The 16,912-nt window shown below is 42.7% G+C and carries 14 protein-coding genes; all 14 read right to left on the bottom strand.

Annotation, left to right across the window (positions count from 1 at the left end):
* Nucleotides 1-43 precede the first annotated feature (43 nt).
* Entirely contained in the window at nucleotides 44-2,770 is a 2,727-nt protein-coding gene (locus IC619_RS11200) for a VWA domain-containing protein (RefSeq protein ID WP_191140376.1), read from the bottom strand.
* On the bottom strand, nucleotides 2,760-4,550 hold the full coding sequence (locus IC619_RS11195) for a vWA domain-containing protein (RefSeq protein ID WP_191140377.1): 1,791 nt from the start codon (nucleotides 4,548-4,550) through the stop codon (nucleotides 2,760-2,762). Before IC619_RS11195 ends, IC619_RS11200 begins: the two co-directional genes overlap by 11 nt.
* The gene (locus tag IC619_RS11190; protein WP_191140378.1) at nucleotides 4,547-5,428 is read right to left on the bottom strand and encodes a DUF58 domain-containing protein; all 882 of its coding nucleotides are present in this window, start codon (nucleotides 5,426-5,428) and stop codon (nucleotides 4,547-4,549) included. Before IC619_RS11190 ends, IC619_RS11195 begins: the two co-directional genes overlap by 4 nt.
* Nucleotides 5,425-6,435 carry an AAA family ATPase gene (locus IC619_RS11185; RefSeq protein WP_191140379.1) on the bottom strand — a complete coding sequence of 337 codons (1,011 nt, stop codon included), beginning with the start codon at nucleotides 6,433-6,435 and terminating at the stop codon, nucleotides 5,425-5,427. Before IC619_RS11185 ends, IC619_RS11190 begins: the two co-directional genes overlap by 4 nt.
* 31 nt (nucleotides 6,436-6,466) lie before the next feature.
* Entirely contained in the window at nucleotides 6,467-8,038 is a 1,572-nt protein-coding gene (locus IC619_RS11180; RefSeq protein ID WP_191140380.1) for a hypothetical protein, read from the bottom strand.
* A 13-nt stretch (nucleotides 8,039-8,051) separates the two neighbouring features.
* The gene (locus tag IC619_RS11175; protein ID WP_191140381.1) at nucleotides 8,052-8,912 is read right to left on the bottom strand and encodes an ABC transporter permease; all 861 of its coding nucleotides are present in this window, start codon (nucleotides 8,910-8,912) and stop codon (nucleotides 8,052-8,054) included.
* Complete coding sequence (locus tag IC619_RS11170; protein WP_191140382.1) at nucleotides 8,884-9,846, bottom strand: ATP-binding cassette domain-containing protein; 963 nt, start codon at nucleotides 9,844-9,846, stop codon at nucleotides 8,884-8,886. The genes IC619_RS11175 and IC619_RS11170 overlap by 29 nt, the downstream gene beginning before the upstream one ends.
* Nucleotides 9,833-12,094 carry a DUF7408 domain-containing protein gene (locus tag IC619_RS11165; protein ID WP_191140383.1) on the bottom strand — a complete coding sequence of 754 codons (2,262 nt, stop codon included), beginning with the start codon at nucleotides 12,092-12,094 and terminating at the stop codon, nucleotides 9,833-9,835. The genes IC619_RS11170 and IC619_RS11165 overlap by 14 nt, the downstream gene beginning before the upstream one ends.
* 177 nt (nucleotides 12,095-12,271) lie before the next feature.
* The gene (locus IC619_RS11160) at nucleotides 12,272-12,544 is read right to left on the bottom strand and encodes an acylphosphatase (protein WP_191140384.1); all 273 of its coding nucleotides are present in this window, start codon (nucleotides 12,542-12,544) and stop codon (nucleotides 12,272-12,274) included.
* A gap of 81 nt (nucleotides 12,545-12,625) precedes the next feature.
* Nucleotides 12,626-13,288, bottom strand: coding sequence for a type 1 glutamine amidotransferase domain-containing protein (locus IC619_RS11155; RefSeq protein WP_191140385.1), 663 nt, complete (start codon nucleotides 13,286-13,288; stop codon nucleotides 12,626-12,628).
* Between the two features lie 124 nt (nucleotides 13,289-13,412).
* Entirely contained in the window at nucleotides 13,413-14,087 is a 675-nt protein-coding gene (locus tag IC619_RS11150) for an NAD(P)H-dependent oxidoreductase (RefSeq protein ID WP_191140386.1), read from the bottom strand.
* Between the two features lie 15 nt (nucleotides 14,088-14,102).
* Entirely contained in the window at nucleotides 14,103-14,387 is a 285-nt protein-coding gene (locus IC619_RS11145) for a putative quinol monooxygenase (protein ID WP_191140387.1), read from the bottom strand.
* A gap of 823 nt (nucleotides 14,388-15,210) precedes the next feature.
* The gene (locus IC619_RS11140) at nucleotides 15,211-15,831 is read right to left on the bottom strand and encodes a DUF3885 domain-containing protein (RefSeq protein ID WP_191140388.1); all 621 of its coding nucleotides are present in this window, start codon (nucleotides 15,829-15,831) and stop codon (nucleotides 15,211-15,213) included.
* A gap of 71 nt (nucleotides 15,832-15,902) precedes the next feature.
* The coding region (locus IC619_RS11135; RefSeq protein ID WP_213260901.1) for a polymorphic toxin-type HINT domain-containing protein at nucleotides 15,903-16,912 on the bottom strand (1,010 nt) is incomplete at its 5' end.

Here is a 16,912-nt window from a genome sequence, read left to right as displayed (position 1 = left end):
TTTTACCACAATATACCTATTGCAAGCACCGAATGCAAGTTTCCTACTCTTTTTGCTCCTGTTGGTCACGTTTGCGCTTCGCTGCCAGCAAACTGGATAAATGTGTACCCTGTGGGGATTGGCGTACTATTTTTTTCGGTGGTGCGCTTGGCAATGGCGTTATTTTTGTGGGGGGTTTTGCATATTCTTTCTTTTCGACAAGCGGTTGTTTACGTACCTGCTTGAGTTGATGCAAACGCTCCACCTGTTTCATTTGTTTCCCGTTTTCCTTCTTCTCTAATCGAATGATCGGCCAAGATATTTTACGACAAGCAATATCAAATGGCCATAGGAGCAGTGCAACGAAAATGAGGTACCAAGCTAAGCTTTGCTTGCCCCACTTACTCTCCTCCCACTGCCACACACCCGAAATGTCCGTACGGTGTACGCCTCCACCTGCTGTCGCAATCTGTTCTAGGTAATGCGTTTTATTTTCTATACTTGCGTACTCTGCAGAGTACGGCACCGTGATCCCATAAGTTCCCAGAGAAACTGGGTTTCCGACTTGAGCAAAGTAAACGCCTGGCTCATCAATCGAAAATACCCCTTCATATTCACCAGGTGCGACCATCTTTGCACTCACCGATTCTTTGTTTCCTTCATCATCGAGAAGTTGGAGTTGGATTTCATGCTGATTCAAATTTTCCTTTGATACACGAAGGATCATTTGATTGCCATCCATTTGATGCTCCACATGCACCCCGTTATTTTGATATTGGGGATAAGACCAGGTTACGACCTGATTCCAAAACTTAGGAAATCCATTCCAGCTTACCCAATCTGGAGACCATTTTCCACTGATATCACTCGTCCATGCCACAGTTCGCCCCAGACCGTATTGCCAGCGTGCTAATACGGGATCTGGATAGGAACTTGCGAGCACCATCTCTGCTGTCTGCTTAGGCGTTGTCGCTACATATGCCCGTAATGGCGGGACTTGGTTGTGCCACTCTTTAGCGCCTACCCACTTCGGAATGAAAGGTTCATCTACGACATAACTGCGTGTTGCCATCGTAGCCTCTTTGCTGAAAATAGTTGGAATTTGATCAGGAGATTCAGCCAAATAGTGGCGTCCTTTTCCTACTTGCGCTATGCTTTCCAGCAACACTTGATCTGCACCTGCTCCAACTGCAATGGTCGATAACGTAATGCCCTCTGCCTGCATTTTTTGAGCAAGTCCCGTGTAATCTCCCTCACTGGAATGACCATCTGTTAACAATATGATATGTTTTCGCTTTACTTTCAATTGAGATAATGCTTGAAAACTTTCTGTCAAAGCAGGATAAATACTTGTTCCGCCGTCTGCTACAATCCCACCGATCTGACCTATTAATTCATCACGTTTCGTCACCGGCTGTGGAGAAACAATCCACTCGCCTTTACTATCAAAAGCAAGCACACCTAACTGGTCTTGTGGGGTTAATAACTGTGTCGAACGAATCGCTGCTTCTTTAGCCATATCCAGCTTTTGACCGGACATACTTCCTGAACGGTCAATGACTAACATCAGCCCTAAAGAAGGCATCCGCTTTTTATCACGCAACTCCATATCTACTGGTAGTAATGTCTCGATTGGGGTTTGAAACCAGCCTCCCAGTGCATAGCTATTCTCTCCACCGGTCATAATCAGCCCCATGCCTAGATCACGCACTGCAGATTGAATCATCTCCATTTTGTATGTAGAAATGGCATAAGCAGGTGTATTCACCAGCACCATCGTCTCAAACTGTTGATATCCTTCCAATGTATCTGGCAAAGACGAGGCAGATGATCGTTTCACCTCTACCCCTGCTTGCATGAGCATATCCGCTAAGTTTTGCCCTTCACCTGGCTTCCCCTCAACGATTAACACCCGTGGATTACCAGACACCTGCGAAAAACCATACACTTGATTATTTTGGGGAAGGGTATCTTGATCAGATACAATTTCCGCATGATAGCGCACTAAACCCGATTGGCTAGCAGATGTAGCAAATGAAAACGTATTTTCACCTTCTACTAAAGAAATTTTTTGTTCTTCCACTAAACGATTTTTTTCATATAAGCGTAAAGTGGCTTTCGTGTCCGTCGTCGATTTAACCTGCACACGAATCGGAATTTTTTCAGTTTGATACGCTTTAGACGGAATCTTCATTTCGGTTAGTAACACTTCAGGTCCTTGCTTTGAACTGAGCGAAACCACGTCTACTGGAATACCCCGTTCTCGTAGACGATCAGCTTCCACCCGTGCATGACCAACCGTCTCGGCACCATCTGATATTAAAACCACTTTGCCCTTCATCTCATCCGAAATAAATCCACTTGCCAATCGCAAACCACTCGCCAGGTTAGTCGCATGTTTGTTTATGACCGCCGAAAATGAAGAGATGGTATCCGCAGTGGACAAAGATTGCTCCACTACAGCTTCTTCTCCGACTGTAACGATTGCGATTTGGTCTTCTGGTTTTTTATCCTGTAAGGCTTTTTCAACCTGTTGAAAGGCTATATCTGAATCTGCAATAGAGGCTGAGCGATCCACCACAAAAACAATCGTTTTTCCTTGTACGGGATACATCCATTCCATGCGTGCCAATGCCAAGATTAAGAGTAAGAAGATCAGCGTGCGTATACTGAGTACAAGCCATTTCCTTCCCTTTGTGTAACGCCTTTCTCTTTTCCACCAATGCCATAGTAAATAGAGAGCCGGTACGATGAGCCCTAATAACCATGGATTAACAAAACTAATAGCCACGTCCAAACACCACCCATTCTAGCCCCAATACCATGAGGGCAACAATTGCAACCCACCACCACAATTCATAAATCCCTGTATGATTCGAAACAGCCTCGCTTGCAAGTGGTGTTGTTTTTGCCGCGACAGGCGTTATTTTCGACTCTGCTAGCGGGAATACAACGTGAACAGTACGATAGATCGATTGGTTTTCTGGATGAATGAAGTCATATTGACCTGCCTGCTCAGGCGCTTGAAAATGAACCATCCCTGATGCGATGATCTCGATCTCCTGTTCCCCATGATCACTTTTTACACTGACATCCTTCCACTGTGCAGGAACAGGGAATTGGATCGATTCACCCACTTGTAAGACATGTCCCTGAGTTTCTTCTTGTGGGTTGAGCCAGTTCATAATCTGAGACATTAAGATCGGGAAGCTAGGTTGCAGGGGTAAATCCGTTTGATCTAGATCGACTGCAAAATAAACGATGCGACGCCCCTGATGCTCACCGGCCAGTACGATCGGTACCCCTTCGACAACAAGTAAGGGTTCTATCCCTGCAGGCGGGTTCACTTGTAACACATTTTCTGCATAGATAGCTTGAAATTTTAAGCCTTTCATGATCGGGTGCTTTGCCGCTTGTGTGACCTTACCTCCTACAGACTTCGTTCCACGGACGTTAAATAACGACTTTTCTTTAGGTGGGGAAATCAGCAGCAGATTTCCTCGATCTGGAGCCGACTTTTTACTCTTGTTCATCACATATAAATTTAAATTTGGTTCGATTTGATCTCCTTTTAGCAAGGTTATATTTTTTGATAGCCCTAAACTTTTCGCTATAAAAAACTGCTCTTCTCCTACATATTGAACGTCTTTCTTAGCAGCGGAAACCGGATATGCAAATCGTTCATTATCGGTTGCCAGTCGATCAGTATCTGCTTCTATTTGCAAATGATAAGCATCTGCTGGTGGCAAGTCACGCCATTTCAGGACTTGACTGCTCTGCCCTTGTAAGGTGATGGTTTGCATATCAATGAGTTGACCGACATCATTTTTTAGCGTAATCGCTACTGTACTCGGGCGTTTCCCATTATGATCAATGCGAGCAAAACCACCTTCTTGATTCACTTGGAACATCCCCACACTCGAATTTTCGGTCGCTTTTCCCACCTGGATAAAACGGTGTGGTTTCTGTTTGATCTCTTCAGTCCCTGCACCATCACTTACCATCACAATCTCTGCATGCTCCTCTTCTGAAGCGATGGCATATGCGAGTGTTAAGGCTTGTTCGACCTGACTGGAGCTCGCCTTTGGTTTCATTTGCTGCAAGGTTTGTGTCAACTTTCTCTGATCCCGATTTTTTGATTCTAATACTTTGGGGGTTTGACCCATTTCAATCAAGGTAATCGTTTGATCGGCATTCAAGTTGGAAATGAGTTTACCTACTTCTTCCTGTGCTTTTTCAAACCGTGTTTGTTTATTTTCTTGCGTAAGCATACTGCCTGAGACATCAATAAGTATAATGGCATGCTGTGCCTTTAATCCTTCCGATTCAATCGCAGGGCGACTTAATGCCAGGATAAGCAGTACCGCAACCAGCAATTGTAGCCATAATAGCCAATGTTGCTTTAATTTTTGCCACAAATGATTGGCTTCGATACTTTGGATCAATTGTTGCCAAAGTAATGTACTCGCTATGGTTTGTGGTTGGTACTTTCTTCGTAGTAGATACATCAGAATGATCAGAGGAAGAATGATGAGACTTAAGCCCCATATGGCCGGTTGTAACCAGATCATGATTTCACCAATCCCGCTCGCCTAAAAATTTGAAATACCATTTGTTCTAACTCTTGCTCCATACTGACCGAAAGGTAGGTGATGCCGCGCTGAAAGCAAGCATGTTCCATTTCGTCGAAATACTGACGAAAGGTGGAATGATATCGTTCTAGCATAGCAGGCGTAATCGCTACATCTGTGCTGGCCTCACTTTCACAATCAATTAAACGTAAGTCACCGCTTAGATAGGGGACCGCTTCATCTTTTGTATGGATTAAAAGGATATGTACTTCCTGCTGTGCAGCTTGTAAATAAGTAAAGGCTTGCTCATAACCAGATGCTGAAAATCCATCGGTTATGATGATGGAAACACCTTGCCGTTTCGGCCAATAGTGCGGACGAGAAAATTCTTCATTAAAATCAGAAACACCTGTATAGGAGAATGATGATAGGTACTCAAAGAGCCGAAAAATATTTTTTTTGCCTTGTAAGCGTGGCAACCGCCCTGCTTGTTCATCTCCCACACCAAAAAGCTGAACGGTATCTCCGTGCTGAAGCGCTAAATAACCAAGTGTAGCCATAAGCTGTTTGGCACGCCATCCCTTTTGCGCATTGAGATGATTCATGGAACGGCTACAATCGAGGTACAAATGTACCTGCATCTCTTGCTCGTCTAAAAATGTCTTTAGAAAATGCTTACCTGAACGTGCATATAAACTCCAATCGAGTTGCCGCAGGTCATCCCCTGGATAATAAGGACGGTAATCTGCAAAGTCTAACGAACTTCCCAAAAGCTTCGAGCGTCTTTGCCCAGCTCGTGTTCCTCGAATCGGTTTACGCGCTGCCAGTGAAAGTTGCTCCAATTGAATAAGAAATGCAGGGTCTAGTAAGGTGCTCATTGTTTAACGATTTGGTCCTTTGTAAGATCGTGGATTAAATCTGCAATGAGGTCATCTGTGGAAACCCCTGTCGCCTCCGCTTCAAAATTGCGGATGATCCGATGACGTAAGACCGCCGGAGCAACGGCTAATACATCTTCCTGAGCGACATTGAAGCGATGTGCGAGAAAAGCACGTGCTTTGGCCGCTTGCACGAGTGCTTGAACCCCTCGTGGCCCGGCTCCCGCCATGACATAACGTTGTATTTTTGCTGGTGCTTGCGTGTGAAGCGGGTGTGAAAGCCAGATGATTTTCACAATAAAATCGACAAGTTCCTCCGCTATGAGAACTTCTTGCACATTTTTTTTCATTTGGATTAACGTATTTCCGTCTGCGATTGGTTTAAGTTCGCTAGCAAACGCTTCCGGAGAACGTAAGACAATCTCTTTTAAGTCTGCTTCTGTGGGAAAATCAACTCGAATTTTCAAGAGAAAGCGATCTAATTGGGCCTCCGGTAAGATATAAGTTCCTTCCATTTCAAGTGGATTTTGCGTTGCCAAAACAAAAAAAGGACGAGGTAGCGCACGCGTCTGTCCACCTGCTGTAACGGTATGTTCCTGCATCGCTTCAAGTAATGCACTTTGTGTTTTGGGTGTAGCCCGATTAATTTCATCCGCTAGAATGAGATTGCCGAATATTGGCCCTTTGTGATAGGAGAATACATCACGTCCCTGTTCATCTTTGGTTAGCATTTGTGTGCCAATAATATCAGCAGGCATTAAGTCAGGGGTAAATTGCACACGAGAGAATGTCAAATCGAGGCAGCGCGCAATCGTACGCACAAGTAATGTTTTACCAAGTCCAGGCACCCCTTCTAAAAGTGCGTGCCCTCCTGCTAACATCGCAATTAAGACTTGCTCCACCACATTTTCTTGGCCTACGATTACTTGGCCAATAGATGCTTTCACTTCTTCTATGGTCGCAACTTGTTTTTTCCAACTTTCTTTCCATGCTGTCGTTTGTGTCATCGTAATGTACATCCTCCTCTGCGTGAAAATCTTACTCTGGTTCTATGGCTGAGAAATAATCTCTGATTAATTGCTGTTGTTCAGCCGAATAATCACTTCGTTCAATCGCTGTAGCGGCCGCTTCTTCGTATTGGCGATATACCTCGGTGTAAGGAAGCGTTTTCCCAAGTGTCGTAGAGAGGGTTTGTGTCTCTGTTTCCGAGCCAGTCCCTTGACTACCAGACACCGTTCCTTGCGGACCTTGTCCATTCAATCGCTCCCATGGCACCCATACGTTACGCTTTCCTTCGCCGTTGCCAACTCCATCTCCTTGTCCTTGTCCCTGGCCTTGACCTTGACCTTGTCCCTGACCTTGACCTTGTCCCTGACCTTGACCTTGTCCCTGACCTTGGCCTTGTCCCTGGCCTTGACCTTGACCTTGTCCCTGGCCTTGACCTTGTCCCTGTCCTTGTCCTTGTCCTTGGCCTTGTCCCTGGCCTTGACCTTGTCCTTGGTCTTGGTTTGGATTTTGTCCGCTCTTTTGCGCTACATTTCCTTGTAGTTGATCAGTCGTGAGACTTGCTTGTATCACTTGTTGACTACTGACAACCGCTTGTTGATCGATATTCCCCGATTGCACCGACTGTGCGATTGCTTGTATGGCCTCACTCGTTGACATAGAAGCCGTTGCTTGTTCACCATTTTGTTCAGCTAATTGCTGAAGTTGGGTAGATAGTTGTTTTTTTTCGCCATCGCTTAATGCTGCCACCGCTTTTTCAATATCCTGCTGCTTCAAACTTCCTTCTTGTATCGCTTGTGCAAGTCCTGCCATTGACTTCTGACTAGACCACTTTTCGAGTAATTGCTTTTCCGCTTCATATTTGCTTGCAATTTCTTTCTCTAGTTCCTTTAAGCGTGCATCACTTTTGGCAAGCGCTAGCGTAGCGTCTGCGGTTGACTCCACTTCAGCAAGCTCTTTTTTTAATTTTTCCATCTCTTTAGCTAGCGCTTCTTTTGTTTGCTTACTTACTTGTTGGTCCTCCTGAATTTGTTCGACAACCTTTTCAATCTTCTTCTCTTCTGCGGCAATCGTTTCTTCCAATTGCACTTGCTTTAAAGCTTGTTCTTGTAAAGGATTGGGTAGCCACAGGAGGAAAAACACGAGTACAACCGCTCCTAAAACAGTAAATTGTTCACTACGATGCGGAAGGGGCAGCGGCATCTTTTGAGATAGATGCCTCATCTCTGCCGCCAATACCCTTAACCCATCTTCTCGCTGGGCGTACACAATCGGACGATCTTCATGCCTCATGGTCCATAATGTGATTAAACGATCCTTTAACCCCAACCGTTGATCAGTTAGGTGTACCGTTTCCTCCCAACTGGGTCTAAACCAAAATCCTAAACTTAGGCCCACAATGATTGTGCTACCCAAAATCACGAGCAACCACTGTCCGGGATGTGCGATAGGCAGTACACGAGCCAGTAACATCAGTAACACCATACTGCCTACACCAACCCACAGCGTACGCCTTCCCCAATCCATTAACCGTTCGTAAGTGATTCTTTTCTTACTCTTTTTCAAGATGGCTAACCACTCCGGTAAATCGAATGAATGACGCACATCCTCACCTCTCTCATTTCACTTTTTTGGAAAACCCGAATCTCCTAAAACGAATAGGTGACAGGAGATAAGTACTCCAGAACATCAGTATGGCGGACAAAACCGTATAAAATCCAATGTAGATCCAGTAGAAGTGCCAGCTATGATTGCCATTTGAAAACAACCCAAAATCGCCAGATATCACATATGCAAGTGATGAAGCGGGATGTAAACTAAGGAGCGCATTAAATATCCAATGTTGTCCATTTAGCACTTGAAAATAAGGAAACTGCCACATCAATATATAAATGAGCGGCAAACCAATTCCAATAAAAGCAACACTGGCATAGGTAAGTACTGTCGCAATGCCTGTACGTTTAATCCATGTGGAATAAAAAATACCTAAACTTCCTAAGAATAGAACCGTAACCATCAAGTGTAAGATAGATTGCCAGATATGAGCTGGTGAGATCCCCCCATATAAATAGACAATCACATACAAAGGTGAAGATAATAGCAACAGCATCAGGACAAAACTGAGTGAAGCGATCCATTTGCTATATATAATTTGTGAAGAAGAAAGATTCGTTGTAAGCAACACATCTAAGGTCTGCCGTTCCCGCTCGCCACTAATTAAGCCTGCTGTTATACCCGGTACGATGAAAGCTAACATCAGTAAATTCAAAAAGGATAAGCCTGTATAAACCCAGATATTGGCACCTGAATCAAAGGTAGCCACCCGATTTAGATCTTGTAGGGATAACACAGTAAACACAATTCCTGCTACAATCACCAGATACAAGGCAATGAGCCAAGGCGTTTTTTTCACCCGCATCCGCCACTGTAGTTCTTTACTCAAAATCGGATTATGAAATAGTTTCTGAATCAACTTCATTCTCACTCACCTCCACATGACTACGAATCACATTCATAAAGACATCCTCTATATTTACCTGCGCTTCTGCAAATTGACTGATTGTAAATCCTGCTCCTACCAACTTGCTGAGTAGCTGCGCTTGCACAATTTCATCCCCATCTAGACGAACCGTCAATGTCTCCTTGTCGGATTGAACCTGCTCGACTTCTTCCTGCATCTCTAACCATTTTAACGCTTCTTCCATACGATCTAGTACAGTGATTTTGACCACGCGTCCCGGCTGAATCTGAGCTGTAATATCCGCTACAGAACCTTGTGCAATCAGCTTTCCTTGTTCCATCACACCGATCGCATCACATAAATCACCTAATTCCGGTAAGATATGCGAACTAATTAAAATGGTTTTTCCCATTTGACCTAACTCTTTTAATATCGCACGAAATTCAATGCGTGCACGTGGGTCTAAGCCGGAGGCTGGCTCATCTAAAATGAGCAAATCCGGATCATGTACCAACGCACGAGCTAAACCTAATCGTTGCTTCATCCCACGTGATAACAGATCGACTTGTTCATCCCGCTTATCTAGAAGATTGACCAGCTCCAATAATTCTAACCCTACCTGTGTACACGTTTCTTGTGAAAGCCCATAGCAAGCACCATAAAACTCCAAATATTCGAGTGCCGTCAGATTATCATAAACACCAAAGAAATCGGGCATGTAGCCAATCCGTTTCCGTACTTCTGCGGCTTCTTTTACCACATCAAAACCCGCTACCCATGCTTGTCCACTTGTCGGCTTTAATAAGGTCGCTAATATTTGCATCGTAGTCGACTTACCAGCACCATTCGGACCAATAAAGCCAAAAACAGTGCCTTCCTCAATGGTTAAATCCAGATTCTGTACAGCTTCCATTTTGCCATATGCTTTAAATAGTCCTTTAGTTTGAATCACGATGCACACTTCCCTTCACTTCCACCTGCGGTATATTAATCGGTGTATTGGCTGGAATTTGATCGGAACGCACGAGAAGCTTCTGCTCGAATGACAAATAGGACTTCATATTTTCTTTTTTCAATTGCGCTAGTGCATCCCACTTCTGGGTCTGCCAATTCCAGACTGTAATCTCACCTTGATACGCAGAGAAAGTTAAATCAGAAACTGTATCGACATAAGCAGAGAAGTCATACTGAAATGTAACATCTCCACTACCTTCCATCGTAATCTCTTTTTGTCCGGGCATTCTATCATAGTAAGGATGGGCAGATTCGAACACAGTAGGACTTACATACCCTGCGGGTAAAGCAACGTTTCCATTTTCATCTCCAGCCATCTTCGTATTACCCGCTAACAAATAAGTATGAGCAGATTGAAAATCCTTGTTCTCCAATTGTATAGGCACCATATTTTGCTTGGTAAATCCGACGATGTCAATATTTCCATCTTTCTCACTCAAATCATTCATGCTCGTAGTATTAATCAGTGATTTTTCGATAGATTGCGCGCTATGATATGCATATGGATCCATAGCTGCACTTAGATTTACATTGTCTGGTAGCTCAAAGTTTTTCTTTTCCGCTGGATTTAACGCTCCAATGTCAAATGTTTTGTTGCCAGCCAAAACCGTTACTTGATACAGCGGTATTTGGGTTCCATTTTCTACCTCGATACGCCACTTCTTCTTGTCATAGTAGACTGTACCTGTAAGTTCCCCTCCGATTTGCGCTAGCGATTCTGAAAAACCATAATTGACATCCAACTGAGGGAGCTTAGGATAGCTTAGCTTCGTTCCTTGATTAAATTGCACAGGATGCCTTTTATCCTGTGATCCACCAGGAAAGAAGTTTACACCATGTTGGGGCCACATAAATCCTTCTTTCACTTGTAACTGATAATCGCCTGCTTGCTCCGGCAAAAAGGCAAACATTTGATGTACAGTCGCATTTCCCTGCTTGTCTGATTGTATGAAACCTAATTGATGGATATAAGGCTGATTGCCACGAAGTGCATGACCATATATAAATACACCGATCGCCATCACAAGTGCCAGTGCAGGCATCGCTACCCAATTCCATTTTTGTAGTCGCTTTCTGCGCAATATCCAATAGAAAATAGGTCCGACCAATACGACATATAGGATAAAAGCAATCCCTAAATAGAGTAAGTTCGGTAATTTCACATGTGGAAACTTACCCAGTTCGCCTGATAAAAGGTATGGATCCTGTTTAAACAACTTGATTCCAATTGATGGACCATTGTACATCTCATTCCGGTTTTCACGAGATAGATACGGCTTCCACAGGGCTTTATACCCACTCCAGTCCTTCAATTCAGCGGATACCAGATCAAACCCTGTAAAAACGACTTGACCACTATCCCATTTCTTGCTAGCCATGATGACTTGATTCCCACTTGTAATCGCATCTTTCTCCCCAGCTCTTAAGCGCGCATCAATCACACGAAGCGAAGGGATTCCGAGGACACCTGTATCCTTTACTTCGATCTCGTTATGACCTACTTTCTCAACTGGAAGAAGTCCTTCGAGGTGTTTCGTACCCGTTTGCACACCACTTCCGCCAACTACCAAAGTACCACCATTGGCCACCCACATTTGGATCGCTCGTGCTTGTGTTTCCGTCAAGGATTCTTTTGTTAATCCATTTATAAAGAGTACATCAAATCCTGAAAATGCTCTGCCTTGTATGGGAATGTCCGCCACTTGTAGTGGAACCATCCGCATCGATGGATCTTGACTTTCCCCCATCATCTCCAAGAGTTGATTGGCATCATTGGGTTGATCCGTTAGATAACCCATCACTGTATCAGACTGAGCAAAACGCTTTAAATTCATTTTGGCTGATGCCACGACTTGATCTTGTTCTGTAAAAACGATCCGTGACAACCCTATAAATAACTCAGACGGAACGAGTAAAGTTACTTTCTTCTCAGTCCCCGTAGGTATATTTACTTCCTCTACTGGCACAGCCATCTTCATCACTTGTAACTTTGAAAAATCTGTATTTACGGTCAATTCTCCGTTTAAAGCACGACTTTCACTGGATAGGGTAACTTGAACTGGAATCAAATCCCCTCTGCCTTCCCCATTCCATCCCACTTCAACGCGCATATCTATCGTCTCATCTGCCCAAACCTGATTTGGCAGTACACCCGATAGGACCAGCAGAGATAAAAATACACCCATAAATCTCCTCAACTTCAATCTCTTCACCTCTCACTATTTAATAAATCAATGTTTTTATGTAGATTCATATCCATTTCTCCCTTCACCTTATCACAAAACGTACGCTTTTACCTCTTATATCTTACATAAAATAATAGAGTGGACCCCATGAAGAAACATGAAATCCACTCTACTATTTTATATTTTAACTAAAAACGAATTAAAATCGTCTACGCTATGCCGTTCGTCAACATCGATACGTTCCACACGGGCGAGTAAGCTGCCCCTTTTGATTTTCTTTAAGAATAACGCGATGTTCTCTTCTTTTCCCTGTACTTCCATTTCAACGGCACCATCTGTACGATTTTTGACCCATCCCGTCAGCTGATAACGCTTAGCCATACGATGCACAAATTTACGAAACCCTACTTTTTGCACTTTACCATGAACCATAATATGATAAGATTTCATACCTTGCTCCTTTCGAAAAGTAAGCACAGGTATATTATAGCGCAACTGCTTCGCAATAGAGAACTAAAATAATCATGAAAATCAATTTAACAATTTGATTACTTCATTCGCTACGGCTACGCTGGATTGTGGGTTTTGACCGGTTACTAAGGTACCGTCTACTTCCACGTGTGGGTGCCAGTCTTCCACAGTGTGAACCTGTGCACCCAGCTCCCGTAGCCTACTTTCTAACAAGAACGGCATATGCTCTACCAGTTGTACAGCAGCTTCCTCGGAATCTGTAAAAGCAGCCACTCTCTTCCCTGCTACAAGTGGTTTCCCATCTTGATCCTTCACATTGACAAGCCCAGCTGGGCCATGACAAACAGCAGCGACTACTTTACCTGCTGCCGCGTAAGATTGGATCGCTTGAATCAGGTGTATATTCTCAGGGAAATCAAACATCGTGCCATGACCGCCTGGCAAGAAGATCGCATCATACTCCTCTGTGTTCACTTCATGAAGTGGAAGCGTGTCTTCACATTTTCCAATCACTTCTTTGGCCTGCTCTAACTCTTCTTCGCCACTAATACTTTTAGGATCAATCGGAACTTTTCCGCCCCGTGGGCTTGCTAAAGTTAACTTATATCCTTTTTCTTTAAAAGCATAATAGGGGGCAGCTAATTCTTCCAACCAAAATCCCGTCACAATCTCTTCCGTAATTTTGTCATGACTGGTGATCACAAATAAGATTTTTTTCGCCATCAATAACATCTCCTCATTTAGACTTTTATGGTGAATCGACATCCCTACGCAATTTGATGTAAGTACATCCATTTGCGATATATCCATATCTTCTTGACTACCCGCGATTGGGGTTGTTTAATCATCACTCCACCCACTCTACAATTTCAGTAAGCGGAAGTCTCGTTTTGGGACGGGGTTCCTTGACCCGATAGCCAAAAGCAACCATGACCGCCACACCGAAATGGTTAGGTGACATCACTTTTCTTTGACTTAAGATCTTTTCCACTTGCTCCTTATCAAACCCCTCTATCGGACAAGAATCAATTCCCATTTGCGCAGCGGTATTCATCATGTTGGACAGGGCAATATAAGTCTGCTTGCAAGCCCAATCAAACATATACCGACTGTCTTCCAAAAGTTTAAAATCCGACTCTTGAAACTGCTTATAAAACGAATGACGTGCCTCTAGTGCTTCTCTGGGAAGATGGTGAATATCTTTCATCATTCGCATGACATAGTCTGTATCAAAGCGTAAATCACGCATCGTCCTTGCCAATATAATTACAAAGTGGCTTGCTGTAGGTAGCTGATTCTTTGCTCCCCAGGCATAAGGTAATAATTGCTCTCTTAATAACTCGTCTTGTACCACAACAAATTTCCATGGTTCAAATCCAAAAGAAGAGGGGGCTAAACGTGCCGCTTCCAGAATGAAGTCAAAGTCTGTTTGGGCAATTTTTTTATCCTTATCGAAAACTTTCGTAGCGTGACGAAAGTGTAAAGCTTCTAGAATCCTTGCTGAAACTTCTCCTTTATGCAATGGTTACAATCCTCCCTAGTCCACCTTTTTCAGAGGATACACTTCTCTTTCATCCAGCAAATCGTTCATCTTTTCTCTATATGCTAAAATGTGTTCCGATTGCGTATGGGCCTGAAAATCCGCTTCAGATTCCCAAACTTCATAAAAGAAAAAAACACGTGTATCATCCATTTGTTGGTGTAAATCATACACCCGGTTTCCTTTTTCTGCACGTGTAGGCTGGATCAATTTTGTTAACGCCTGATACGTTTCGTTTTCTTTGCCTTTTTTCGCAATCATTTTAGCGATAATCGTTAACATCAATCGCCCTCCTTGTTAATATATGCCATGCATAGTCATTTCCCTATCCCGGTTTAAATATGTATACTGTACAACCGATCCACCCTACGGATGAAAAATACCCGCTAGCAAACTTTCTGCTAACGGGTATTTTTCACTGGATTGCCAATATCAATCTGCTCATTCATACCAGAAGCCTTGCACATATAGTTGGGAGTAGCAGGTTGTAAAGTTGTTGAGGTGGACAGTAAAAGACGTGCCAACATCATTGTCGTTGTATGAAGTATTATGACCGCGAACATGGTCGTTCTGGTTTTATGTCTGCTTCCTCATCATTTATCACCATTTGATTCCCACACTCCAAACAAATCACTACCATAATGATCCCTTGAATTTATTATATACTTTGGGAGACTATGGGTTAGACAAATTGTGTTCGGACTTGGTATTGGGATTGTGGTCTACTTTGGTGAGTAGGGTTTTGTCGTTTTCACAGCATGGGGTGTAACCATAGGTGGCACGTGGGTCCCCTTGCTCGTCGAGGAGCATTTCGACATGACTGCCGTTGTATGGGTAGTAGGAAGTCTCATCCGCACCTTAAATGCCGTGTATACATAGCTGTTGGTTTTCTTGCCGTCTACACTTTCGCTGATCATTTCTCCTGATGTCGCTCGATAATCAAAAGTGGTGGTTTGCTCCTGCACGGTGCCGACATGTTCCACTTTGGACGTGGTTCGATCTCAGACAAGGAATTGTACAGATTGGAATTACCTTTTATTCTGTTCATCTCAGGGGACAATTTTACACATTATTTTGGACTCGGGCTAATACGCCAGATATCAAATCATAGCTTGAACGTATTGTCTATTTTTTCTCTATCGTGATCTAGAATCCAGACATTAAATTTATGATATATCTCTAAAAGCGTGTTCCTCTCTTTAGATATAATATCTACTCCTCTTCTATCATATAAATCAAAAATAATATCTTTGTTTTGATTTATAATATACATATCACCATAATAATTCCCATAAATTTTCTCATTGATAAACTGTTCATAGTTAAAACGACTAACTTCAAAACTTAAATCATATCTGTATGTGATCACTTCATCCAATTCGTCATATATATCATAATACCGATATGGAACTTGTTTACAATTGAGATCAGCATAGTCACATTTAAAATCTAAATACTTATTATAGTTATCTAATATTACATTATCACAATCAATTTTAGACTCATCGATGTCTTGATCTACAAAAGTAATTAAATACATGGAGTCATCAGGTGAATGAACAGCTTCAAAAAGTTTTTTAGATCTGATACAACCCTCAACCTCTCCCATCTCATAATATTTTAAATCAAAGCGTAACCCATACGGGAAATTATAGAACAAAGGCTTCTTTAGCTGTCTCTTTGGAAATTTGCTGCTAAAGTATTCTTCAAATCTACTGTTATACATCGTTTTAATACTCCTCTCAAAACATTCCTTCACATAGAAACTTGAAAAATCTCTATGTGAAGGTTAATAGGTCATTTCAACTTAATAACTTTACCTGTATTACTTTTATGCTTATTCATAATAAAATTACCAAATTCATCAGCATCAGAGACCCAGTTCAAAGTATTACCTCGCTTCTCGAATACCTTAAATGCAACATTTGCATGACCAGTTTGGTCTTTAGCCCACCAATATCCTTTTTTTGTTTTATCCTGATAGGCATTCACCGTATCCCCATTAAACTTATAACTCACCCTTGCTTTAGCATTGGTTTTTATATCCCATAATGTTGTTTGATTACTACCAGTTCTCTTTGCCGATTGACCTTTCATCGCCTTGTTATGAACCCATATACTAGAGTCCGAAACAAAGTACGTATGATACCCTTCTACCTCAATATTGTATACCGTCGCTGGTTTGCTCTTGATGACGATCTTACCAATGGTTAAACGATCTCCACTTGAGGTAAGAAGTTGGTCACCTTTCCGTAGATCCTTAACCTTGGTCCAGCCTTTTTTTATCACCCAAAAAGGATGTTCTGCTGTGGTTTCGATTTTTTCTTTTCCTACATAGATTTCGTAGGTTTCATTCACTTCTCTTTCAAAAAGAGTAGCTACTTTACGGTAGCCTAGTTCCCCAGTTTTATCATCTTTCGAGAGAACCTCATCCCCAACCTCAATTTCTTCAATCGGCTTTTCGCCATCTCTCGTTTTAACAAGGGTTCCAGCTACAAAGCAATCATTAGCCTTAGCCACTTTACTTGATTTTTTAGTTGTAGCTAAGTCTCCTTTCTTAGCATCCTTCTTCAATCCTTGCTTCATTACAGATTTTATTAACCCGGGGCCAGAACGAAGGAAAGATATTTCTCCCAGCGGTGATGGATCTAAAAAAGCAAACAGCACCATCATTACTAATCCTTGTACTTCTGGGGATGCAGCTTGATGCCCCCCACCTGCACGATAACCCAAGTAATTACTATAGTGACCATTTCCATTTGCTCGACTTAAACTAACCTGTGTATAGTGGATTTCTTTGACCACTT

Source organism: Polycladospora coralii (assembly GCF_014773435.2).
GTDB classification, from domain to species: domain Bacteria; phylum Bacillota; class Bacilli; order Thermoactinomycetales; family Thermoactinomycetaceae; genus Polycladospora; species Polycladospora coralii.
Note: the sequence above shows the minus strand (reverse complement) of the source record. Positions and strands in the feature narration are given on the sequence as shown.

Coding starts and splice junctions, on each gene's coding strand:
- IC619_RS11140 (WP_191140388.1), bottom strand. CDS start 15,831: ATGTATAACAGTAGATTTGAAGAATACTTTAGCAGCAAATTTCCAAAG.
- IC619_RS11195 (WP_191140377.1), bottom strand. CDS start 4,550: ATGATCTGGTTACAACCGGCCATATGGGGCTTAAGTCTCATCATTCTT.
- IC619_RS11185 (WP_191140379.1), bottom strand. CDS start 6,435: ATGACACAAACGACAGCATGGAAAGAAAGTTGGAAAAAACAAGTTGCG.
- IC619_RS11160 (WP_191140384.1), bottom strand. CDS start 12,544: ATGAAATCTTATCATATTATGGTTCATGGTAAAGTGCAAAAAGTAGGG.
- IC619_RS11165 (WP_191140383.1), bottom strand. CDS start 12,094: ATGGGTGTATTTTTATCTCTGCTGGTCCTATCGGGTGTACTGCCAAAT.
- IC619_RS11145 (WP_191140387.1), bottom strand. CDS start 14,387: ATGTTAACGATTATCGCTAAAATGATTGCGAAAAAAGGCAAAGAAAAC.
- IC619_RS11190 (WP_191140378.1), bottom strand. CDS start 5,428: ATGAGCACCTTACTAGACCCTGCATTTCTTATTCAATTGGAGCAACTT.
- IC619_RS11155 (WP_191140385.1), bottom strand. CDS start 13,288: ATGGCGAAAAAAATCTTATTTGTGATCACCAGTCATGACAAAATTACG.
- IC619_RS11175 (WP_191140381.1), bottom strand. CDS start 8,912: ATGAAGTTGATTCAGAAACTATTTCATAATCCGATTTTGAGTAAAGAA.